A 22,962-nucleotide genomic window follows, 5' to 3' on the forward strand; every position below is an offset into this window, starting at 1 on the left:
CTATGGGTGGCGTCTGGGGCCGTCTCAGCCGGTCTTCAGGACCCCCAGCACCGCGTGCAGGAAGCCGCCGAGGTCGTCGGTGGCAAAGTCCACATGGGGGGCGTCCTGGCCTTCCATCTCCCAGGCCTCGCGGAACACCTCGCGTGTGCCCTGCGGCACGATCAGCACGGTGCGCATGCCGAGCTTGTGCGGCACGAGCAGGTTGCGGGTGAGGTCCTCGAACATGGCCGCGCGCGCCGGGGCGACGCCGGTCTTCTTCAGGAACAGCTCGTAGGTCTCGCGGTTCGGCTTCGGCATCAGGCCGGCGGCGACGATGTCGAAGATGTCCTCGAAATGGTCGGTGATGCCGAGGGCCGCGGCCGTGCGTTCCGCATGGGGACGGTCGCCGTTGGTGAAGATGAACTTGCGGCCCGGAAGGGCAGCAATCGCCTCGCCAAGCTTCGGGTCCGGCTGCACCGGCGAATAGTCGATGTCATGGACATAGGCGAGGAAGTCGTCGGGCTCGATCTGGTGTTCCAGCATCAGCCCGCGCAACGTCGTGCCGTAGTCGCGGTAATATTCCTTCTGGCGGATCCGCGCGGTGACCTCGTCGAGCGACAGGAGCCTGGCGATATACTCCGAGATGCGCTTGTCGATCTGCGCGAACAGGTTGACATGCGCCGGGTAGAGCGTGTTGTCGAGGTCGAACACCCAGGCCTCCACGCCGGTGAAGGCGCGAAGGTCGTAGGTGTGGGCGTGGCCGCCCTCGCCGGATCCGGGGGCGCCGCTCACTTGCAGAGCAGCGTGCCGACGCCGCGGTCGGTAAAGAGTTCGAGGAGGACGGCGTGCGGAACCTTGCCGTCCAGGATGACGACGCCTTCCACGCCCCGGTCGAGCGCCTCGATGCAGGTCTCGACCTTCGGGATCATGCCGCCGGAGATGGTGCCATCGGCGATCAGCTCATGGGCGCGGGCAACGGTGAGTTGCTTGATCAGCTTGCCGTCCTTGTCGAGAACGCCGGGGACGTCGGTGAGGAACAGGAGGCGCGAGGCATTCAGCGCGCCGGCAATGGCACCGGCAAAGGTGTCGGCGTTGATGTTGTAGGTGGCGCCATCCTCGCCAGGGGCGACAGGGGCCACGACCGGGATCAGGTCTTCCTTCAGCATCAGTTCGAGCATGGTCGGATTGACGACAGCCGGCTCGCCGACGAAGCCGAGATCAACGATCTGCTCGATGTGGGAATTGGGGTCGACCATGGTGCGCGTCAGCTTGCACGCCTTGACGAGGTTGCCGTCCTTGCCGCAGAGGCCGACCGCACGGCCGCCTTCGGCGTTGATCGACTGGACGATTTCCTTGTTGATCGAGCCGGCGAGGACCATCTCGACGATCTCGACGGTGGCCTTGTCGGTGACGCGCAGGCCGCCCTTGAACTCGGAGACGATGCCAAGACGGGTCAGCATGCTGCCGATCTGCGGGCCGCCGCCGTGGACGACCACCGGATGCACGCCCGACTGGCGCAGCAGGGTGATGTCACGGGCAAAGGCGCGGCCAAGTTCGGCGTCACCCATGGCATGGCCGCCGTACTTCACCACGACGCGCTTCTTGTCGTAGCGCTGCATGTAGGGCAGGGCCTGGGCGATGATATGCGCGTTGCTGAGGAAGTCCTGGCTGGTCATGGGGCTGGTCATGGGCGGTGGCGCTCGCTGCTGCGGTGGCGGGGCCGGCGCGGCACTGCCGCCCGGACGGCCGTTTGGGCCGGTCAGCGTCTATAGCCGGTTTGGCGGGGCTACTCAACGCGCTTTGGCGGGTCCTCAGCCCGCGAATGCCTGGACGCCGGGCTGGCAACGTTCCTCGGATCGCGCGATCTGACGCAGGAAAGCGGCCTGTGATTTCAGCGGTGCCGAAGCCACCAGGAGAAACTCATCGCAGCCGGCGAGGGCAAGGCTGCGCTCTTCGGCGCGAGTGGTCACGCCTTCGGCCGTCACGGACAATCCGAGGTCAAGGGCAAGGCGAGCCAGGGCCTGGGCGAGACGGAACGGAGTGTCCACGCCCGTTTCCATTGCTGATGTCAGGTTCAGACCAACCCGGTCAATGCCCGCAGCAATCAGCTGGGCGGGAGTGGTCGTTCCGCTGCCATAGCCCGTCAGGCCAAGGTGAACGCCATCTCCCTTCAAGGTGGCAAGGCTTGCGAACATGTCGGGCGTCAGGCCGGCAAGCATGCTTGCACTGAGGTCCAGTTGCAGGGCGCCCGGAGCAAGGCCCGAGCGGGCCAGCAACGATCTGACGCGGATGGCAAGCCCTGGATCGGCGAGCTGCGCCGGGGCCAGGCCGACGCGCAGGCGCAGGCGATGGGATGCCAGGCCGTGCCATGCCCTGGCCAGGTTGATCGCATGTTCAAGCAGCCAGTTGGCTGCATCAAGGGCTTCAAGGGATGAGCCAAGTTCCTCGTGCAGGTGATCCAGGACCCGGCTGCTGCCATCAGCGCGGTTCCAGACAGGGACGGCCTGGGCTCCGATCAGGCTGTTGTCCGTAAGGCTGCGGATCTCGCGCAGGCCAATTTCCAGCGCGCCATCCTTGCGGGCCCGCAGGACACTGCGACGCAGGCGGTCAAGATTGTCGATGCGCTCGCGCATGGGCGGCTGGAACACCTTGTAGCGTCCGCGCCCCTCCGCCTTGGCAGCATAAAGCGCGAGGTCGGCATTGCCGAGCAACTGGTCCGGCGTGCCGCCGTCACGCGGCAGCAGCGCGACGCCGATACTCACGCCGCACGCGACGCTGCGACCATCAAAATGGACCGGCTCCGACAAGGCCCGGACGAGCCCCATGGCGCAGTCCTCTATGGCAAGATCGCGCCGCAAGGCAGGGTCGAGAATGGCAAACTCGTCGCCACCCAGCCGGGCAATGGTGGCTTCATCGGAGACACAGGCCCGCAGGCGACCTGAGATGACCTTCAGAAGTTCATCCCCGGCAGCGTGACCATAGGTGTCGTTGATGAGCTTGAAATTGTCGAGATCGAGCAGGAGCAAGGTCGCCGGTTCGCCGTTCTCCTGCCAATCTGCATAGGTGGCATCGACCGCGCTGTGGAAGCCAATCCGGTTTGCAAGGCCGGTCAGGGAGTCGTGACGGGCCAGATACTCCATCTGGCGGCGGCTCTCTTCCTCGATGGTGACATCGCGGCAGATGCCGCGATAGCCGATGAAAGTTCCGTCCCGCCCGAAGCGGGCCCTTGCAGTGATGCTGATACTGTGGACCTGACCGCGGTACATCGTCTGATAGCGCCGATCGCGCAAGGGCTGGGCCGGGTCATGGTTCGCCAGAAGAGCGAGGAGTTCTGGGCTTGCCTCGTATTTGACCTCTTCCGAGCCGCCGTCAGACAGGCATTTCCTGGCGGGTGTGTCGACCTGCGTCGGTAAAAAGGTGACCCCGTGGACCGGATCGTGTTCCCAGACCCAGTCCGATGCAATGTCGAGAAAGTCGCGGAGCCATGTCGTGTGGTTTCGGGTGATCAGGACGCGCGATGCAATGATGCCGAGATGGGACAGCATGGCCCGCGTCGCTTCGTCCAGCCCGTCTGGCCGGGCAGCGTGGTCCTGGACACAAAGCGACGCGATGATATTGCCATTGACGTCGCAAAGCGGAAAGCCGGCGTAATAGTGAAGGCCGGCGGTCACGCTTGGATGATTGGCAAGATGCGGCTCGCGGCGCAGGTCCGGATATTCCACGGCCTTGCCCTGGCGCACCACATCGCAACACAGGGTCTCGTCGGTATTGAGGACAAGGGTTCCCCCGTTACCGGCGTTGATGACGATCGTTTGTGGGCCTTCAAGAATGGCAACAAAGCCGCGGGCGCATCCTGCAATGCCCCGGGCCAGCTCGGCCAATGCCTTCAAATCGAGCTCGTTCGGATCCTCCAGCACCGCCAGCATCGCATTGGCCCGTTCGCCGGAAGTCATCCGTGAAACGTCGCATCCGGCAGGGGCGCTACAGGGGCGGGCCGCCGTTTCATTCTCATCCGGAGCGGAAAACCGTGTCACGTCGCCTGGACCATTGTTGGTTCTGTCAGGCTTACTCTGGCGCGATGCTCGTTAAAGTTACGTGTATGCCGTTAGGTAAAAGTGCGAGGATCAGCCGGAATGCTGCAGGATACATAATTAAAAATACGGATATTAAGTTTATCTTTCCAGCAGATTTGCAATTTCTGCGCGCAGGGTGTCCAGTCCGTGCCCCTTTTCCGAAGAGGTGGTGATGATCATCGGAAAGGCCGCTGGGCGCTTGCGCAATGTCTCTGCGGTCGCATCAAGCAACGTCGCAAGCTGGGTCGGCTTGATCTTGTCGGTCTTGGTGAGCACGACCTGGTAGACGACAGCTGCCTTGTCCAGCAACTGCATGGTGTCGAGGTCGTTCTGCTTGATGCCATGGCGGCTGTCGATCAGCAGGAACACGCGGCGCAGGTTCGGCCGGCCACGCAGATAAGAAAACACCAGTGCCGTCCAGGCGTCGACCATGGACTTCGGAGCTTCGGCGTAGCCGTAGCCGGGCATGTCAACAAGGGTCATGCCGGTCTCGGGCGCAGCGAAGAAGTTCAGCATTTGGGTGCGGCCGGGCGTGTTCGAGGTGCGGGCCAGATCCTTGCGCCCGGTGAGGGCGTTGATCAGGCTCGACTTGCCCACGTTCGAGCGTCCGGCAAAGGTGATCTCGACACCGGCAGAAGCCGGAAGCTGGCGCATGTCGGCGACGCTGGTGACGAAGTTCCAGGGCTTGGCGAACAGAAGGCGGCCGGCTTCGAGCTGATCTTCGGTGAATTCGGGTGTGTGGGTCATCGTACTTTTCTATCCTGTTGCCCGGCTGCCGTCGAGCGCGGCGCCTGGGCATCAATGCAGAACACCCCGTGGACGGCCACGGGGTGTTGCTGGTGTATCCGGCATGGACGGATCAGCCGTCCGTTCAGCCCTTGGTCTCTTCCGCAGGCTTCTTTTTCTTGAACGTGTCGCGCAGGTTGTCCCAGAGTTCCACCTTCACACCCTGCCGCCGCATAATGACATATTGCTGGGCGATCGAGAGGCTGTTGTTCCAGGCCCAGTAGATCACTAGACCCGCCGGGAACGAGGCCAGCATGAAGGTGAACAGCACCGGCATCCAGGTGAAGATGATCTGCTGGGCCGGATCGGTCGGCGCCGGGTTCATCTTCATCTGCACGAACATGGTGACGCCCATGATCAGCGGCCAGATGCCGAGCATCAGGAAGGTCGGCGGATCCCACGGGATCAGGCCGAACAGGTTGAAGATCGTGGTCGGATCCATGGCAGACAGGTCATGGATCCAGCCAAAGAATGGCGCATGGCGCATTTCGATGGTGACGAACAGCACCTTGTAGAGCGCGAAAAACACCGGGATCTGGATCAGAACGGGAAGGCAGCCGGCGAGCGGATTGATCTTCTCCGACTTGTAAAGCTCCATCAAGGCCTGCTGCTGCTTGGCCTTGTCGTCCTTGTACTTCTCGCGAATGTCCAGCATCTGCGGCTGCACGAGCTTCATTTTGCTCATGGAGACGTAGGACTTGTTGGCCAGCGGGTAGAAGACCAGCTTGACGAGAACCGTCACCAGCAGGATGGCGACGCCAAAGTTGCCGACGAGATGGAACAACCAGTCGATGACGAAGAACATCGGCTTGGTCAGGAAGTAGAACCAGCCCCAGTCGATCAGCAGCTCGAAGCCTTCGATCTTCAGCGTGTCCTCGTAGGCGTCGATCAGCTTGGTTTCCTTGGCACCTGCAAACAGGTAGGACACGGCCTCGCCATTGGCGCCCGGCTGGACGGCAACAGCATCGCCAAGGAAATCGGCCTGGTAGATGTCGGTGCTGGCATTGTAGCTGAAGCTCGGCTCGAAGCTGGTGCCGCGAACCGGGGCGAGGCTCGTCGCCCAGTACTTGTCCGTGATGCCCAGCCAGCCCTTGTCAGACTTGCCCGGCTTGATCTGCTTTGCTTCCTGAACCTCGTCGTAGTCGACTTCGGTGAGGCCCTTCTCGCCGACAACGCCGATCAGGCCTTCATGCAGGATGTAGAAATTCTCGGTCTTCGGTTTGCCGCGGCGGGCGATCAGGCCGTAGGGGTACAGCGACACCGGCGCCGCCGTGCTGTTCGAAACGCCCTGCGTCACCGTGAACATGTAGTTCTCGTCGATGGCGAAGCTGCGGGTGAACACCAGACCCGCGCCGTTGTCCCAGGTGAGGGTGACCGGCGAAGAGGGGCTGAGCGTGGTGCTGCTGGCGCTCCAGACAGTGTCCGGGCCAGGCAGGGCGACGGTGGCGCCTGCATCGGCGACCCAGCCGTAGTCGGCGTAATACGCCTGCTGAGTGCCCTTCGGCGAGAACAGCACAATGGTCGGGCTCGTCGGGTCGACCGTCTCGCGGTAGTCCTTCAGACGAATATCATCGACGCGGCCGCCGGTGAGGTTGATCGAGCCGGAGACGCGCGGGGTGTCGATCGGGACACGGGCAGAGGCGGCCAGGGCGGCATCACGGGTCTGGGCGACAGACTGGGCCCCATCAGCGCCGGGGATGGCCGCCGAGCCGGCAGGTACGGGCGCTTGCGGGTTTGCGGCCTGGCGCGCGGCTTCCTGCTGCGCGAGTTCGGCCCGCTGCTGCTCCATCTGCGGCCCGACAATGAAATATTGCCAGCCCAGAAGGATGACCAGCGACAGAGCGATGGCGATGAACGTATTGCGATTGTCAGCCATGAGCTGCCGTCACCCCTTGTGTTTGTCGGCCTTGTTGCGTTCCGGACCTGTTGTCTTTTCCGGGGCCTTGCCGCCCGAACGACCTGTGCCAGATCGTTGGCCGTGCCGTGGCCGCGCGCTCTTTGGATCAAGCGCCGGCTTGAGCCCCGACATAAGGTCACGAACGAGATCGGTAAAGGGCAGGGACAGCGCGGCCCGACGGCCGATGATGACAAAATCAGCACCCTGCGGCACCGTGTCATCGCCAAGCTGGGCGACTGCAGCCCTGAGGCGGCGTCGAATCCTGTTCCGCTCCACCGCGTTCCCGGTCTTCTTCGTGACCGTGTAGCCCACGCGCGAGGTGGCATCCTCGTCACCGCGCGCAAGGCCCTGTAATGCAAAAGCGCGCCGGTCTGTCCGTCCACCAGTGGCGACGGTCAGAAACTCGGAGCGCTTTTTAAGAGTTTTCATGATTGGCTGCGGCGGCGTTGTTGGTCCATGTCCCAAAAGGTCCGGTCACAAGCGCCGCGGCCGGGCGCTTTACGCGCTCAGGCGCTTGCGGCCCTTGGCCCGACGACGGGCGAGAACCTGACGGCCATTCTTGGTCGCCATGCGGAGGCGGAAGCCGTGACGGCGCTTACGAACGAGGCGGCTCGGCTGATACGTACGCTTCATTTTTGTTATCCGCGCCGTCGCGCGGCCCTTTTGGATTAAGAAAGTCTGGGCTGGAAGCACCACGACCTGCCAGACACTTTCAGTCATGTCCAAGCGGACATAGGCTTACGGTCTGGACAAGGGGGTGCAAGTCCGGGTCGAGCGCGCTTATACGGGGGCTCTGGCCCCAAGTCAACGCGTTCCACACGCATTCCGACCATCGGGCAGATGCGCATGGCCGGATCCACCACTTCATCACGGGGTGGTGAGCGTGGTGAGGCACTCGCCTCAAATATCGGTGACAGCAACGCTTTTGCCAGGCTTTGGGGGTAGTGTCCGTGCCAGATACTCTTGCCGTGTCCTTTGCTGCCGCAGCTGCAGAATTGTTTCCTTGGCAATGTTGTCCCGCTTGCAGCACCATCATACAGGCCCGCCAGACCCCATGCCCGACCCTGACCAGACCCGTCGATTCCCAGTGGCGCCCCTGCTGCGCTGGGGTGCGCTCGGCCTCCTCGCCGGCCTGACCCTGACCGGATATCTCAACGGCTGGCATGAGGCGCTCAGTCTCTCCGGCCTGATCCGGCATAGGGAGGCCCTAGCAACCTATGTCAGTGGCAACCGGCTGGAAGCCATGGCGGTGTTCGCGCTGGCCTATGCTGCTGTGGTGGCCATGTCATTTCCCGGAGGGGCTCTTCTGACCGTTGCTGCCGGCGCAATGTTCGGCTGGTGGATGGGCGGGCTGGTGGCAGTCACAGGGGCGACGGTGGGGGCGACGGTCGTGTTCCTGATCGCCCGCTCGTCGCTTGGAACGGTGCTTGCGCGGCGGGCCGGGCCCTTCGTGCGCAAGCTGTCCGACGGCTTCCGCCGGGATGCGGCAAGTTACCTTCTGTTCCTGCGGCTGACGCCGGTGTTCCCGTTCTGGCTGGTGAATATTGCCCCGGCGCTGTTTCAGGTGCCGCTCGGCATCTATGTGCTTACAACCGCAATCGGTATCTTGCCGGGAACCTTTGCCTTCGCCATGGTCGGGTCAGGCTTTGACAGTGTGATCGCTGCGCAGGAGGCGCTCGATCCGGGCTGTGCGGCGCGCGGCAATTGTCGCGTCAGTCTGATGGCGCTTCTGACGCCGCAACTGGTGACGGCTCTGGTGGTCATGGGGCTCGTGGCGCTCCTGCCGGTGGGGCTGCGCCTGTGGCGTCGCAAGCGCAACGGTGGCAGCGCAGAGGAATGACGCAGGACAAGAACCGGAACGGTTGGCCTGCACGGGGACTGAACAACCGAGGAGGGGCAATGTCGCGCCAGTTGACGCCGGATATCTGTGTAATCGGGGGCGGGTCGGCCGGCCTGTCGGTGGCCGCCGGAGCTGCGGCTTTCGGGGTGCCGGTCGTGCTGGTCGAGAAGGGCCTGATGGGCGGCGACTGCCTGAACACCGGCTGCGTGCCGTCCAAATCGCTGTTGGCAGCCGCCACCCTGGCCGCCAGCCGGCGAGCCGGAGAGGCCCTCGGCATTGCTCCGGTGGAGCCTGTGGTCGATTTCGCCGCGGTCAAGGCGCATGTCCGCTCCGTGATCGATGCGATTGCCCCGCATGATTCCCTCGAGCGCTTCGAGGGACTGGGGGTCACGGTGCTCAAGGGCGGCGGGACATTCACGGCCAAAGACACGCTCTTGGTGGGGGAAACGACCATCCGCGCCCGCCGCTTTGTTATTGCCACCGGGTCACATGCCTTCATTCCGCCAGTGCCCGGGCTTGAGGCCGTGCCTTATTTCACCAATGAGACCATTTTCGATCTGCAGACTTGCCCCGAGCACCTGCTGGTGCTCGGCGGCGGGCCAATAGGTCTGGAAATGGCGCAGGCGCATCGCCGGCTCGGCGCGCGGGTGACCGTGCTGGAAGCCGGGCATGCGCTCGGACGGGATGACGCCGAACATGTGCCGCTGGTCATCGAGGCGCTGAAGGCCGAAGGCGTGGAGTTTCTCGAGCGGACCCATGTTGTGCGGGCCGAAGCCACCCCCTCCGGCATCAGCCTGGCTGTGGAATGGCCTGAGCAGGGTGGCCGCTCCGATGGCGTCGGGCGCCTTGGCCATGTCGAGGGATCGCATCTGCTGATCGCCACCGGTCGGGCGCCCAGCCTTGCCGGCCTTGGGCTGGAGCAGGCCGGGGTGGAGTTCAGCGCGCGCGGCATCAAGGTCGACGAGGGACTGCGCACCTCCAACCGCCGCATCTATGCCATCGGCGATGTCATCGGCGGCATGCAGTTCACCCATGTGGCGGGCTATCACGCCGGACTGGTGTTGCGCTCGGCGCTGTTCCGGCTGCCGGCCAAGGAGAACCGGGAAATCATACCCTGGGTGACCTACACCCAGCCCGAGATCGCCCAGGTCGGCCTTCTGGAGCGCGAGGCGAGCAAGCGCTACGGCACCCGGCTGAAAACCGTGCGGGTGGACTATTCCGGCAATGACCGGGCCCAGGCCGACCGCAAGACAAATGGCAAGGTCAAGCTGATGGCGGGCCCCGGAGGTCGGCTGGTGGGGGCGTCGCTGGTCGGCGCCAATGCCGGCGAACTTGCCAACCTGTTGTCGCTGGCCGTGTCGCAAGGCCTGACGATGAAGCAACTCGCGGGCTTCATTGCGCCTTATCCGACCTATGGCGAGATCATCCGCCGGGCCGCCGTGAGCTATTACGCCGACTTGCCGAAGCGCGCTCTGGTCAGGGCTGTGATACGGTTGCTGCGGGTCTTCGGCTAGGGGGCGGCGATGCAAACTCAGCGGACCGACAGGGAACAGGGCTGATGGACCAGCAGTCCTCGGACCACGCGGCGCAGATATCCCGGCCGGTGCAGGCAACAGCAAACACGGCCAAGGGCAGGGCAGCGGTACAGCGCCGCATCAGCGGCCTGTCCGGCAAGCTGCTGCTCCTGACCATCGTCTTCGTCATGCTGGCCGAAGTGTTCATCTATGTTCCGTCGGTTGCCAATTTTCGCAACACCTGGCTGACTGACCGGCTGACCACGGCGGGCGTTGCCGCCTCGGTGCTGAGCGAGACCAACACCATCGCTCCCAGACTGCAGGAGGAACTGCTGCGCACCACCGGCGCGCTGGCCATTGCCCTTGTTGAAGGGGAACGGCGCAGCCTGATTGCCATGAGCAGCCTGCCGCAGGACATCGGCATGGTCATCGACATGCGCGACGAAACGCCGATGCGTGCGATCGTGGACAGTTTTGCCATCCTGCTGGGCTCCGGCGAGGGGCTGATGCGGGTGATCGGCAAGGGGCCGATGAGCGGCGGGCGCGGCATCGAGCAGGTCGATATCGTGTTGCCGATCGAGCTGCTGCGCCGGGATATGCTGGGCTTTTCGGGCCGCATCCTGGCGCTGTCGCTGTTCATCTCCGGCCTCACCGCCGCGCTGGTCTATATCGCCCTGCGGGCGCTGTTCGTGCGGCCGCTGCAGCGGCTGACCCGGGCCATGCAGGTGTTTGCGGAGAATCCCGAAGCGAGCGGGCAGTTGCTGCAGGACAGCCTGCGCGGCGATGAAATCGGTGATGCCGAGCGCCGTTTTGCCGAAATGCAGGACACGCTGGCCCGCACGCTGCACCAGAAGCAGAGGCTGGCCGACCTCGGCCTTGCGGTGTCGAAGATCAACCACGACCTGCGCAATCTTCTGGCCTCGGCACAACTGTTCATCGAGCGGCTCGAGAATGTGCCCGATCCGACCGTGCGGCGGCTGGCACCGAAGATCCTGTCGACGCTCGACCGGGCCGTCACCTATACCCAGGCCGTCATGGCCTATGGCAAGGCGCAGGAGGCCACGCCGAACCGCCGCCTGGTCCGCCTCGCCCGCGTGGCGGCGGATGTGGGCGAACTGCTCGCCCTCGCCGATCACCCGATGATCGACTATGACGTCGCCATCGACCCGGCCCTGGAGATCGACGCAGACCCGGAGCAGATCTTCCGTGTTCTGCTCAATCTGGTGCGCAACGCCATGCAGGCGCTGGAGGCGGTTCCCGACGAGGCCCTGGTCTGCCGCATCCACGTCAGCGCGGAGCGGGCGGGGCAAAACATCGTCATCCATGTCGCCGATACAGGACCAGGCATCCCGCCGGCGGTCCGTGCAAACCTCTTCCGGGCCTTCCAGAGTGCAGCCCGGAGCGGCGGCACCGGACTGGGGCTCGCGATTGCCTCCGAACTGGCGCGGGCGCATGGCGGTTCCGTGCGGCTTGAGGAGGCCGGCGTCGGGGCAACCTTCCGCATTGACTGGCCAGACCGGACAAAGTGACAGCGACTGCGGCCGTCCCCGGGAAGCTGACCGCGACTTTGGTTGGAACTCTGGCTGCAGCTTTCAACGCCGTCGCGCGGACGGCGATCCTGCAAGGGCGGCAAGATGCCGTTCAGACCCGGAATCGGCCACGTGCTGTCAGAATGGGCGCCAAGGTGTTTTGCCGGTTGAGGTTTTCCACCTCTGTGCACAAGCAGAATCGCGCAGAAATCCGCGCTGTCAAAAAAAGTTTCAAATGCCCGCTTGCCAAGCGGCTCAGGTTTGAGTAGGTACGGCGTCGTTCGGAAGCGCCTCGCACCGGGGTGCCAACGAACTGTTGCCTGCAGCGTCTGCCATGACATAGCTCGTCAGACATGCTCGCAACCCGGCGCTGGATCCAACAGCCCGGACATGCCGCAAGGCACTGCGCGCCCGTAGCTCAGCTGGATAGAGCACCAGACTACGAATCTGGGGGTCAGGAGTTCGAATCTCTTCGGGCGCGCCATTTCTTTTCGCAAAATAATATGCTTGTTGCCGGTCGCGGATTGCCGATCAGATTAGCTCCCTTTGCGCTATCGAATCCGGCGAAGTGCTGCAGGTCGTGGTGTATTCAGACAACACCTCCTTCGCTTGATGCATTGCTCTTGCCAATTTTGCACTTTTTGCGTGATCCTTTTTTCAGCGCCCTCTACAGATGCGAGCGTGATTCAAATCATAGTAGTTCGGGCCAGGTCTTTTAAAAGAGGGTTGTGCGAGGTTAATTGTGAGAATCCGATTTGGGCCTGTGAATGGCTCGGTGCTGAGTTGTTTGAAGTTCTTGAAATATAGATAAGTATAATTCTGATGTTCGGGCTACGGAAGTATTTTCATGAGCGTTCTTGTTGAGTTTTCGCGTAAATGGTGCCATCCAGAATATGCGGCAACCCCAGTCGAATTGACTGAATTGATTGATATCGAGGCATTGCTCCAGATTAAGCTTCCCAAGGATTACATGGAGGAAGTTTTGGAGGCTGGTTTGCCGAGCCCAACACTTGCCTTGTTGTCGTCGGCCCTTGAGGCAGAGTTGGCACTACCTACTGTGTCTGAGCTCAATCCGCCGTTGGAGATCGTGCGCGAGACTAAGGCTTGGCACGAGATTGGTATGCCAAAAAATCTTATCGCGATTGGCAACGATTGTTGCGGTAATAAATTTTGCTTTGTCCTGCATGATCTCCAGAACGGGTGCCGACCCACTGCACCGGTGTATTTTTGGGATCATGACTTTGATGAAACCAATCTGATCGCTGACAGCTTCAGAGACTGGATTTCTATGTACCTCGGCTCCTGGGCGGATGGCCTAGATTACCGGAATTTTTGAACTGCAGGATTTGTTTTACAACGCCTGATGCGACGCATCTTTGGCGTAGGCACGGCAGGGCCGCATTTGCCTGCGCCGCGCCGGCGTTGACGCCGATCAACCGAAGGCTTCAGCCTGTTCGGAGCGGCTGGCTTCCATGCAGGTGCGGTTGCGGCCCTGGTCCTTGGCTTGCAGCAAGGCCAGGTCGGCGCGGCTGCGGGCGGTGGCGATGGTGCCGCCTTCCGGGCAGGAGGCGACGCCGATGGAGACGGTGACGGTGCCCAGAATGCGGCCGCGATGGGTCAAGGGCGATGTGGCAATGCGGGTGCGGATGCGCTCGGCCATGCGTCGTGCCGAGGCGGGGTCCTTGTCCAGCATCAGGATGGTGAATTCCTCGCCGCCAAAGCGGTAGCACAGCCCGTCATGGCCAACGAGCTCTACGATGATGTCCGCGACGGCGCGCATGACGATGTCGCCGGCATCGTGGCCGAACTCGTCGTTGAAGCGCTTGAAGTGATCGATGTCGATCATCAGGCAGGACAGCGCGCGGGACTCGTTGTCCTGGGTGAGCGTGTGCAGGGCCTCGTCCAGCGAGCGGCGGTTCAAAAGGCCCGTCAGCGCATCCTGGACGGCGAGCCGGGTCAGTCTTTCCCGGAGCTGCAGGTTGGCGATGGCAAGGCCGAGGTTCTCGGCGATGATCTCGAGATAAAGCCGGGCGTCCTGCACGGCAGCGCCCGCATCGTTGCTGCCTTCGAGATAGAGCAAACCGATGGTGTCGCTCTGGGCCATCAGCGGAACGCAGAGGCTCGGCAGGTCGGTCTGGCCGATATGCGCACAGGGCACGTCATTCTCCGCATCCTTGCTGACGTGGGGACGGCCGCGGCGCAGGCCCCAGCAGTCCTTCACGGGGATGCGCTCTGCCCCGCCTTTCGGCTCCAGCCAGGCGCTGAGCGGCGAGAGGGCCGTGTGGCTGTCGTTGATCACATAGAGACAGCCGGACAGATGCGGAAACAGCTGGGGCAGGAATCTGCCGACGACATCGGCCAGTTCGGCCAGCTTCTCGCAGGCCTGAAGCCTGTGCATCATCTGCAGGATCAGGTCCTTGGTCAGCAGGTCGCGCTGGCGTTCGGCATCGAGCCTTGCCCGTTCCAGCCCGTTGTCGCGGAAGACCTGGATGGCGTCGTTCATTTCGCCGATCTCGTCGCGGCGGCTATCGCGCGGGACCTCGACGGCAAAATCCTGATTGGCAAGGCGATTGACGATGCCTGTCATGCGCTGCAGCGGCAGGGCAACGCGGCGCCTCAGGATGAAATACAGCACGGCAAGGAATACGGCGGCCGTCAGGCTCAAGGTGATGCGGGCGATAAGGCCGAAGAGATCGCTGCGGGCATGCAAGGCGCGCAGTTCCTGTTCCGTCCGCCGGTCCGTCAGCTTGCGGAACTCCTCGACGGCGGAGATTAGGTCCAGATGTTCGCGATAATGCTCATCGCCGAACAGGATCGCCTGGGCCTCGATCTTGTTGCCGGCGCTGAAGGCTGCGATGGCCCGCAGTTCGATGGCGTCGAGCTCGTCGGCGTCCTTGCGGATGCGCTGCAAGAGCTGCATTTCCTCGTCGGTGACGCCGAGGGCCCGAGCCTCGTCGATGGCTGCCTCACGCCGCCGTTCCTCGGCTTCGGCGACATGGAAGGCGGCAAGATGCCGGGGATCGCCACGCATGACATAAAGCCGGGCCTCGTCGGTGCGCAATTCCGCTCCGAGCGCCAGATCCTCCGCCATCTTGTCCAGCGCCAGCAGATGCTCGACTGCGATCCGTTCATTCGTCGCGCTGCGTGATGACAGGATGAAGGCAAGACCGGACAGGATCGTCAGGACGAGCGTGACGCCATAGGCCCAGTTGGTGATTGTCGATATGCGCATGAGCCCTCGCCGCATCCTGCCTGCTTTGCAAGTAGACAGCGGTCTTGCGGGCGTCGCAAGTTCGCAATTTGCATGTCAGACGTGTGTATAGGTTGTGGCTTTCAGGCGTCGTTTTGAGGCGGCAATCACTTCCTGTTCGACAGTTCGCCGGCATAGACAAGGGCGATGTCAAGGAACTCGCGGATCACCGATGCGCGGCGGCGGTCCTGCCGGGTCACGACATATTCGGTCAGGTGGGTCGTGCTGTCTTCGATGTCGAGGGGCACGACCGCAAGCCGCGGGTCTGGCACGCAGTCGCTGGAGACCATGAGTGTGACGCCGATGCTGCGGGCAATGGCTTCCCGGATGGCTTCGCGGGAGGAAATCTCCACAACCGAGCGCGGTGTCAGGTTGCGCGCCTGTAGCTCTGCCTCGATCGCCGCGCGTGTCATGCTCCGTTTCTCGCGCAGGATCAGGGTCTCCTCGTTGAGCTGTGCCAGACTGACGGAACGCAGGTTTGCAATGGCATGGCCTATGGGTACTACGGCCATCAAGGGCTCGGAGTTGAGCGGCTGCAGATAGAAATTTCCCCCAGCGGGAGGTGTCACAAGGATGGCCACGTCCATGTTGGCCGCTTCGAGCTGTTCGAGCACGCTGCCGCCGGGCTGAATCCGGATCGATACCTCGATGTTGGGGTATTTTTGCCTGTAACGGTGTAACAGCTCGACAGCGTGCATCGGGGCATCGGCGCCGATACGTAGCCGTCCAGCGTTCACACTATTGTTTTGATTCAACAAATTCTCGATCTCATCCCAGCTGGTCATAAGCTGGCTAGTCATCTTGAAGAGGCGTTCGCCAATCGGCGTCAAACGCAGCCTTCGCCCCTCACGCTCGAACAGTGCGACACCGAAACGATCCTCCAAAGCCTTGATATGTTGCGACAACGTCGGTTGCGTCACCGAAAGGCGGCGGGCGGCCCGGCCGACACCACCTTCGGATGCAGTGACATGGAATGCGCGTAATTGCTGAAATTTCATAGGTAAAACCTATCACGCATAATCGTATTTTCAAATGGCATTTCGCAATGGTTGACGGTTTGTAAACGCCAACGCCGCCGGTCCCGGGAATTTGCACCCGGATCCCTCTGCCCCTCCTGGTGGCTAAATTTGCAAATGGAGCCAGTCATGAGCACCCCCGTTTTCAAGCGTTTGTCGGACACGACCCTGCCGTCGCCAAAGGACAAGTTCATCCTCAAGGCCGACCGACTGGCCAAGACCGAGGCGGTCGAGGTCAAGATTGACGGCCTCGCAGGCCCGGCCAAGGACTTCTCGCTGGTCTATGATCTGCTCGTGCCGACCGCTGGAATCAAGGGCGGTTTTGCCTCGCTGCTGCAGTTGGGCGCAGCCGGGACGAGCGACGCTGACATGTTCCTGAAAGGCTCGGCCGGCAACTTCCAGCTCGGCATTGACAGCAACTACGACGGGGCCCTGAAGGCGGATGCCTGGAACCGGGTTGTGGTCACTTTCGCCGATAATGGTGATGGCACGTCGACACTGTCCAAATATGCAAACGGCACCCTGCTGGATACGCAGAAGCTGCCGACGCCCCGCTTCACGATGAGTGACGCCACTGGCCTGCGCCTTTTCAATGACGAAGATGGCGAGACCTGGGGTCTCGACCTGTCCGCGTTTGCGGTGGTTGCCCGCACGCTGACCGGCGCCGAAGTAACAGCGCTTGGTGGCAGCAAGATGGGCCACATCCTGTCCGACAAGGAAGCGGTGCCGCATGCCGAATTCGACTTTGCCGCAGGCGCGCTGACCGCTAGCCGCGGTGCAGGCAGCATGACGGCCATCGGCGAAGGTGCTCCGGTGAAGGTTGTCTCCATGGCAACGGCCGGTCAGGTCCGGCTGCCCGATCAGGATCTGTCGATCCTGTCCTACCCGGCGACCGACGGCCTGGAAAACGGACTGGTGATCCGGACCGACGGCACTTCGCCAGTGAAGAACTTCACCGTTTCCTTCGACATGCTGGTCGAGAAGACGGCCGGCATGAACAAGTTCGGGTCGCTGTTCCAGGTTGACATGAAAGGTGACGGCGAGACGTTCCTGCGCAATGACGGCGACAGTTTCTCCATCGGTCTTGGCGGCAACTATTCCGGCCAGCTCGAGTTCGGCGCATGGCTGCGGCTGACTGTTACGGTTGAAGAATCCGATGCTGGCAAGTCGCTGCTGACCTATTTTGCTGATGGTAAGAAACTCGGCACGGCAACGGTCGACACGGCCCGCGCGACCATTGACCCGAAGCTTGGCCTGACCCTGTTCAACGACGACGATGGCGAGACCTGGCCGGTGCATGTCAGCTCGGTTACCTACGCCGGGATTGCGGCCTCCGCCGATGATATCGAGGAACTCGGCGGCGTTACATTGGAAGGCCCGCCCGACATGAGCGGTCTGGGGTTCAATTTCGTCAAGTTCGGCTTCGAGAAAGGCGATCTCTCCGCCTCCGCTGGCAAGGGTACGCTGAAGCCCTATGAGACGCCCGGCGATACCGACCCGGGCGATGGCGGCACGACCCCGGTGGATCTGAAGGTCGTGGCTCCGCTGGCCGATAGCCTGGTGAAGGTCGGCGCGGATGACAAGGTCATTGATCTCAGCAAGGTGTTCGAGGGCAAGGACCTTGCCTACAAGGTCACCACCTCCGACGGCGCCGTTGTCGAGGCCAAGATCGACGCCAGCGGCCTGATGACCCTCGACTTCGGCAAGCTTGGCGTGTCCGACCTCTCGATCACGGCGACCGACGCCACCGGCAAGTCGGTGACCGACAACGTCCGCTATCTGGTGACGGGCGACAAGGCCTACACGATCGCCGTGTTCCCGGACACGCAGGACTACACCGACGACCCGATGGGGGCGCAGGTGTTCAAGAACATGACCAAGTGGATTGCCGACAACGCTGACAACCAGAACATTCAGTTCCTTGCCGGCGTAGGCGATATCACCCAGTGGGATGCCGAAGGGCAGTATGCGATCGTCAAGCAGGCGCTGGCCAACGTCGACGGCAAGGTGCCGTTCCTGCTGCCGCCCGGCAACCATGACGGTGGCGGTCACTCGCGCGAGTACATCAATTACAATAAGTTCTTCGACCTGACGAAGATCAAGGCCGAGAGCAAGACCTTCGGCGGGGTCTATGACCGCGAGCCGAACAGCTACCAGAACAACTACCACACCTTCACCGCCCCGGACGGGCAGAAGTGGCTGGTGATGGGTCTGGAGTTCGGCCCGCGTGATGACGTGTTGCGCTGGGCAGATGACGTGCTGAAGGCAAATCCGGATCACCGCGCGATCCTGACCACCCATGCCTATACCAACTGGGACGGCATTCACGATCCGCTGGGCAAGCCGCTCAACGACGAAGGCGCTGGCCATGACTATGCCGTGCGCACCGATCCGGGCGATGCCAATGACGGCGAGACGATGTGGCGCGATGTCGTCACCAAGAACCCGAATGTGGTTTTCACCTTCTCCGGCCACATCTTCGGCGACGGTGCCGAGACGACGATCCGCTACAACGACTTCGGCGGCACCGTCTACAACATGCTGATGAACTATCAGGATGGTGTGTCCCGGGAGATCACCGGCGCAGGCAACGAAGCCAAGGGCGGCAACGGCGGCAATGGCGCCATCCGCCTGATCACCATCGATCCGGAAAACGACACGTTCTACACCGGCACCTATTTCACCGAGCTGGACACCTACCTGACCGGCGGCCGCGGTGGCATGACGCTGGACCGCGACGGTCTCAAGGGGCCGTATGTCGGGCATCAGGAAGTCTATACCGACGCAGGTGTTGCCGGTGACATGCTGGTGGCCGGCCGTGCGGATGCCGGTCCGGACCAGTCGGTCGACGCGAGCGGCAAGGAGAAGGTCCTCGTCACCCTCGACGGCTCGGCCTCCAAGGCACCGGCCGGTGGCAGCCTCGCCTACGAATGGCGCGATGCGGACGGCAAGCTCGTTGGAACGGGCGTCCAGGCACCGGTCGAACTTGCCTCGGGCCGCCATGAGTTCACGCTGACGACCCGCGATAACAATGGCCGGACACACCAGGACCAGGTTCAGGTTTTTGTTGACGGCAAGGACACGTTGCTCATCGACACCTTCAACGATGGCAACCTGCATGGCTGGAGCAAGCTCGACGCGCTCGGCAATTCGCTGCCGCAGCTGGTGGCGGGCAAGCCCGCCGACTTCAACCTGCCGGATATCACTGGTGGTACGGCAACCATCGCCAAGGTGCCCTCGCTGCCGAAGAGCACCGGGCTTCTGGTGGTTCCGGAGGGAACTCCGGCGGACGGCGGAGCAAAGTTCGATGCCTTCACGCTGATCTATGACATCTTCCTGCCGAAGGGCGGGAAAGCCTTCACCAGCCTGTTCCAGGGTGACACGTCCAACAGCTCGGACGGCGACATCTTCATCAAGGAAACCGGTGGGGATGCCTATGGCATCGGCATCGGCGGCAACTATCCGGGCGGCATCAGTGTTGGTGCCTGGCACCGCCTGACCTTCACCATCGAAGGCGACAAGATGGTCAAATATGCCGACGGCGTCATGGTCGGCGAACAGTCGATCGGCAATGACCGCTATGCCTTTGATCCGAAGAAGGGCTTCCTGCTGTTTGCCGATGAGGATGGCGAGACGAATGACGTCTTCATGTCGTCCTTCACCTTCACCGAGAAGGTGCTGACCAAGGATGAGGTCGCCGGTCTTGGCGGTCCCGATGCCAAGGGGCCGATGCTTGGTGCGGGCGATCCCAATGCCTTCCAGATCGACTTCGGCGGCACGGGCAACAGCCTGTCCTTCGGCAACGCCAGCGTCGCCATCACCAAGCTGCAGGAGACCGGCTGGCTGGTGAAGGGCTCGTTCTACAACAACCCGACCAATCCCTACTCGGATGGTGCGCTGTTCGACCAGACCAATTCGCCCGACGCCAAGATGCTGATCTGGGGTGCCGGCGAGGCCAAGGCCTGGACGGACTACACCTTCGAGGTGGCAATCAACTCCTATGACGATGATGTCGTCGGTGTGCTGTTCCGTGTTGCGGACGCCTCCAACCACTACATGCTGACGCTGGACACGCAGAAGAATGAGCGTCTGCTGGTCAAGGTACAGGATGGTGTGGCGACTGAACTGGCCCGCGAGGCCAATGGCTACCGCTTCTACGATGAGATGCGCGTCAAGGTGACGATTGTCGGCGACGAGATCCGGGCGAGCATCGACGGCGAGGTTCTTTTCGGGGGGCCGGTCACGGATGCCAATCCGCTGATCGCAGGCACGATTGGTGTTATCTCCAAGGACCAGACCATCACCGAGTTTGACGACGTTGTGGTCACAAAGGCCGTGCTGACGGCAGATGCCGGTGAAGCGATCCGTGTGCTCGACCTTGACGGTGATGGAACGGCAACCGTCAGTCTCGACGGTGCCAACTCCTTCGGCCCGTCCGGCGTGACGAGCTTCGACTGGAGCGCCGGCGCGGCAACAGCCTCCGGCAAGTCTGCGGCTCTGGATCTGGCCGCCGGTAAGCATTCCGTGGCGCTGACGGTCAAGGACGCTGACGGCAAGGCCAGCACCGACACGGTCAAGGTGGAAGTGGTCGGCAAGGATCGTATCCTCATCCACGACACCTTCTCCGACGGCGACATGGACGGCTGGACCGTCAAGGACACCGGTGATCTCGGCGGTGCATCGGACTGGAAGGTCGATGGAGGCCGGCTCGTCCAGGCTGGCGGTATCACTAGCCGGGAACTGACCTGGAAGGGCGCCTCGGCCGCCAACGTCTGGGAACGCGGCTGGAGCCCGCTCGGTGACGGCATCTACGCCCTGCACCAGGGCACCGCAGCGCTGTGGCAGGATGGCTATGCCTGGACCGACTATTCGGTCGAGGCCAAACTGGTGGCGCCGGCCAAGGGCGGCATGGGCTTCATGCTGCGCTATCAGGACGCCAACAACTACTACAAGCTCGAAGTGGACGCCAAGAATGGCCTCACCACGCTCGTGAAAATGCTCAATGGCCGCGAGAGCTTTATCGACCGCGCGCGCAATACGTATACGCCGGGCGAGACCGTCGACCTGCGTGTCGACGTGCAAGGGTCGAAGTTCTCGGTCTGGCTTAACGGCCTGAACCTGTTCCCGGACGTGGCCGAGGACCGGTCCATCGCGTCGGGCACCGTCGGCCTCTATGCCTGGGGCAATCCGGGTGTCAGCTTCGATGATGTTACCGTCATCGCCTTGCCGGCACCTGCATCCGGCACGAATATGGCGCCGGAACTCCTGCTGTCGGCAACAAGCCTGACCTTGGCCGAGGGGACTGTCACGGCGGACCGCGTGCTGGCGGATGTCACAGTGGTTGACGACGGGATCGGGACGAATGTGATTTCGGTGTCGGACAGCCGGTTCGCGGTGGAGAACGGCAAGCTGGTGCTAAAGGCCGGATCTGTGCTGGACTTCGAGGCCGGCTCCACGATCACGGTGAAGGTGTCGGTGGACGATGCCTCGATCGGCACGGGACCTGAGGACATCGAGACCTTCACGCTGACGCTGACCGATGTGGTGGAAGGTGGAACTGGTGGGAGTAATGGCGGTGGCAACAACAACGGAGGCGGCAATACCGATCCGGTGACGCCGAACCAGCCGGTACCGGGTGTTACGGACGGCAACGACACGCTGACCTACACCACGACGCTGCCGCGCCAGATCGACGGCAAGGGCGGGTTCGACACGGTGCGTCTGCCGCTGGCCTTCGATCAGGTCAGGATTGTTCCGGCTGATGGCGGGTTCCGTATCGAGCCGCTGAAGGACGGGCTGTTCAACTCGATCTATGTCATCAATATCGAAGCCGTCGAGTTCCTGGGCGGGGTGACGGCGCCGAACGATCCGGCTTCTGTCCGCCGGGTGGCGCTGGACAGTTCGAAGGAAGCAGCGGCCGTGCACCGGCTGTATGACGCGGCCTTCAGCCGGGATCCGGACACGGCCGGCCTGACGCATTGGGCCAAGATGCTGAAGGGCGGCGAAAGCCTGTCGAGCGTGGCGGAGATGTTCGCCTTCTCGCCGGAGTTCACCCGTGGCCAGACGCTCTCCGACGACACGTTCGTGGCCCGGGTCTACGAGAACGCCTTCGGCCGGGCGCCGGATGCGGCGGGGCTTGCCCACTGGGTGAAGCAGCTGCAGGGCGGATCGAGCCGGGGCGAGATCCTCGTCGCGATCTCGGAAAGCCAGGAGCATGTGAAGAGCCAGGATGCGGCCGTGAAGAACGGGGTCTGGATCTTGAGCGAAGGTGTTGAATATCGCGGTACGGCAGGAGCCGACACGATCAAGGTGGCAAGCCTGCCGGCTCGGGTTGATGGCGGCGCTGGCATTGACACGGTGGTGTTCACGGCGAACTTCGCGGATGTGAAGATCCTGTCGGCGGACAAGGGCTTCGAGGTGATCGGCACCAAGGGCGGCCAGTCGGCGTCGCTGAGCAACGTGGAGCACCTGGTCTTCGGCGACGGCACGGAGCTGAAGCTGGACACCAGCGCCACGTCGGCCAAGCTGGTGCGCCTGTTCGATGCTGCCTTCGACCGGCCGGGCGACATCGCGGGCCTCAGCGGCTGGGCGAAGGCGCTGAGCGAGGGCAAGGCGAGCCTTGCCTCGATCGCCGATGCCTTCGTCAAGTCGGCGGAGTTCGCTTCTCGCTTCGGCGCGAACCTGTCGGACGCGGGCTTCGTGCAGGCGGTCTACGAGAACGCCTTCGGCCGCTCTGCGGAGCCGGCGGGTCTGGCCGGCTGGGTCAAGGCAATGGGCGAGGGCAAGTCGCGCGGCGACGTGCTCACGGCGATTGCCGAGAGCGCGGAACACATCCAGCTCACCGGCAACGTCACCGACGACGGCGTCTGGCTGATGGTCGCCTAAGCGCGATCAAACCCATCAGGGGCCGTCCCTTCCGGCCCATGCACAAGGCCTCCCGGAGCAATCCGGGGGGCTTTTGGTGTTGGGCTCGCGTTCGCTTGCACAGACACGCTGGATTCCGGATCTGCGGTTCGCTTCGCTCACCTTGTCCGGAATGACGAGGTTGGCAGGGAATGCAGAGGCGAGACCGAATGAT

The 22,962-nt window shown here is 62.9% G+C and carries 14 protein-coding genes and 1 tRNA gene; 6 read left to right on the forward strand and 9 right to left on the reverse strand.

Going from position 1 to position 22,962, the window contains the following annotated elements; all coding sequences use genetic code 11:
• Positions 1-24 precede the first annotated feature (24 nt).
• From C8348_RS13955 to rpmH, 7 genes are all read right to left on the reverse strand, one after another.
• The gene (locus tag C8348_RS13955) at positions 25-771 is read right to left on the reverse strand and encodes a pyrimidine 5'-nucleotidase (protein WP_198647051.1); all 747 of its coding nucleotides are present in this window, start codon (positions 769-771) and stop codon (positions 25-27) included.
• Positions 768-1,667, reverse strand: coding sequence for an acetylglutamate kinase (gene argB, locus C8348_RS13960; RefSeq protein ID WP_208983758.1), 900 nt, complete (start codon positions 1,665-1,667; stop codon positions 768-770). The genes C8348_RS13955 and argB overlap by 4 nt, the downstream gene beginning before the upstream one ends.
• 123 nt (positions 1,668-1,790) lie before the next feature.
• A complete protein-coding gene (locus tag C8348_RS13965; protein WP_106753956.1) occupies positions 1,791-3,932 on the reverse strand; it encodes a sensor domain-containing diguanylate cyclase in 2,142 nt (713 codons plus the stop codon).
• Positions 3,933-4,151: 219 nt separating this feature from the next.
• A complete protein-coding gene (gene yihA, locus C8348_RS13970) occupies positions 4,152-4,799 on the reverse strand; it encodes a ribosome biogenesis GTP-binding protein YihA/YsxC (RefSeq protein WP_106753957.1) in 648 nt (215 codons plus the stop codon).
• A 124-nt stretch (positions 4,800-4,923) separates the two neighbouring features.
• A complete protein-coding gene (yidC, locus tag C8348_RS13975) occupies positions 4,924-6,714 on the reverse strand; it encodes a membrane protein insertase YidC (RefSeq protein ID WP_106753958.1) in 1,791 nt (596 codons plus the stop codon).
• A gap of 9 nt (positions 6,715-6,723) precedes the next feature.
• The gene (gene rnpA, locus C8348_RS13980; RefSeq protein ID WP_106753959.1) at positions 6,724-7,164 is read right to left on the reverse strand and encodes a ribonuclease P protein component; all 441 of its coding nucleotides are present in this window, start codon (positions 7,162-7,164) and stop codon (positions 6,724-6,726) included.
• A 69-nt stretch (positions 7,165-7,233) separates the two neighbouring features.
• Entirely contained in the window at positions 7,234-7,368 is a 135-nt protein-coding gene (rpmH, locus tag C8348_RS13985; RefSeq protein WP_106753960.1) for a 50S ribosomal protein L34, read from the reverse strand.
• Positions 7,369-7,789: 421 nt separating this feature from the next.
• On the opposite strand from rpmH, the gene C8348_RS13990 reads away from it, so the two are divergent.
• The 5 genes from C8348_RS13990 (at position 7,790) to C8348_RS14010 (ending at position 12,954) form a co-directional block, all read left to right on the forward strand.
• Positions 7,790-8,575 carry a TVP38/TMEM64 family protein gene (locus tag C8348_RS13990; protein WP_106753961.1) on the forward strand — a complete coding sequence of 262 codons (786 nt, stop codon included), beginning with the start codon at positions 7,790-7,792 and terminating at the stop codon, positions 8,573-8,575.
• 59 nt (positions 8,576-8,634) lie between these two features.
• Positions 8,635-10,089, forward strand: a complete 1,455-nt coding sequence (locus C8348_RS13995; RefSeq protein WP_106753962.1) for a dihydrolipoyl dehydrogenase family protein — start codon at positions 8,635-8,637, stop codon at positions 10,087-10,089.
• 44 nt (positions 10,090-10,133) lie between these two features.
• On the forward strand, positions 10,134-11,618 hold the full coding sequence (locus C8348_RS14000; protein WP_106753963.1) for a sensor histidine kinase: 1,485 nt from the start codon (positions 10,134-10,136) through the stop codon (positions 11,616-11,618).
• A gap of 407 nt (positions 11,619-12,025) precedes the next feature.
• Positions 12,026-12,102, forward strand: a tRNA-Arg gene (locus C8348_RS14005).
• A 363-nt stretch (positions 12,103-12,465) separates the two neighbouring features.
• Positions 12,466-12,954 (forward strand): SMI1/KNR4 family protein, encoded by a 489-nt coding sequence (locus C8348_RS14010; protein ID WP_106753964.1) that lies wholly within the window; start codon positions 12,466-12,468, stop codon positions 12,952-12,954.
• Positions 12,955-13,050: 96 nt separating this feature from the next.
• On the opposite strand, the gene C8348_RS14015 is transcribed toward C8348_RS14010, so the two are convergent.
• Both C8348_RS14015 and C8348_RS14020 read right to left on the reverse strand, forming a co-directional pair.
• On the reverse strand, positions 13,051-14,850 hold the full coding sequence (locus C8348_RS14015; protein WP_106753965.1) for a diguanylate cyclase: 1,800 nt from the start codon (positions 14,848-14,850) through the stop codon (positions 13,051-13,053).
• A gap of 125 nt (positions 14,851-14,975) precedes the next feature.
• Complete coding sequence (locus C8348_RS14020; RefSeq protein ID WP_106753966.1) at positions 14,976-15,866, reverse strand: LysR substrate-binding domain-containing protein; 891 nt, start codon at positions 15,864-15,866, stop codon at positions 14,976-14,978.
• 147 nt (positions 15,867-16,013) lie between these two features.
• On the opposite strand from C8348_RS14020, the gene C8348_RS14025 reads away from it, so the two are divergent.
• On the forward strand, positions 16,014-22,769 hold the full coding sequence (locus tag C8348_RS14025; RefSeq protein WP_198647052.1) for a DUF4214 domain-containing protein: 6,756 nt from the start codon (positions 16,014-16,016) through the stop codon (positions 22,767-22,769).
• The last annotated feature ends 193 nt before the right edge of the window (positions 22,770-22,962 follow it).

The sequence above is a fragment of the Pannonibacter carbonis genome (assembly GCF_003012935.1).
In the GTDB taxonomy this organism is placed as follows: Bacteria; Pseudomonadota; Alphaproteobacteria; order Rhizobiales; family Stappiaceae; genus Pannonibacter; species Pannonibacter carbonis.

Excerpts from the sequence above, each read along its gene's own strand:
- C8348_RS13995 (WP_106753962.1), top strand. The coding sequence starts at position 8,635 with ATGTCGCGCCAGTTGACGCCGGATATCTGTGTAATCGGGGGCGGGTCG.
- yihA (WP_106753957.1), bottom strand. The coding sequence starts at position 4,799 with ATGACCCACACACCCGAATTCACCGAAGATCAGCTCGAAGCCGGCCGC.
- yidC (WP_106753958.1), bottom strand. The coding sequence starts at position 6,714 with ATGGCTGACAATCGCAATACGTTCATCGCCATCGCTCTGTCGCTGGTC.
- rpmH (WP_106753960.1), bottom strand. The coding sequence starts at position 7,368 with ATGAAGCGTACGTATCAGCCGAGCCGCCTCGTTCGTAAGCGCCGTCAC.
- C8348_RS14020 (WP_106753966.1), bottom strand. The coding sequence starts at position 15,866 with ATGAAATTTCAGCAATTACGCGCATTCCATGTCACTGCATCCGAAGGT.
- C8348_RS14015 (WP_106753965.1), bottom strand. The coding sequence starts at position 14,850 with ATGCGCATATCGACAATCACCAACTGGGCCTATGGCGTCACGCTCGTC.
- C8348_RS13990 (WP_106753961.1), top strand. The coding sequence starts at position 7,790 with ATGCCCGACCCTGACCAGACCCGTCGATTCCCAGTGGCGCCCCTGCTG.
- rnpA (WP_106753959.1), bottom strand. The coding sequence starts at position 7,164 with ATGAAAACTCTTAAAAAGCGCTCCGAGTTTCTGACCGTCGCCACTGGT.
- C8348_RS14000 (WP_106753963.1), top strand. The coding sequence starts at position 10,134 with ATGGACCAGCAGTCCTCGGACCACGCGGCGCAGATATCCCGGCCGGTG.
- C8348_RS13965 (WP_106753956.1), bottom strand. The coding sequence starts at position 3,932 with ATGACTTCCGGCGAACGGGCCAATGCGATGCTGGCGGTGCTGGAGGAT.
- C8348_RS14025 (WP_198647052.1), top strand. The coding sequence starts at position 16,014 with ATGAGCACCCCCGTTTTCAAGCGTTTGTCGGACACGACCCTGCCGTCG.
- C8348_RS14010 (WP_106753964.1), top strand. The coding sequence starts at position 12,466 with ATGAGCGTTCTTGTTGAGTTTTCGCGTAAATGGTGCCATCCAGAATAT.
- argB (WP_208983758.1), bottom strand. The coding sequence starts at position 1,667 with ATGACCAGCCCCATGACCAGCCAGGACTTCCTCAGCAACGCGCATATC.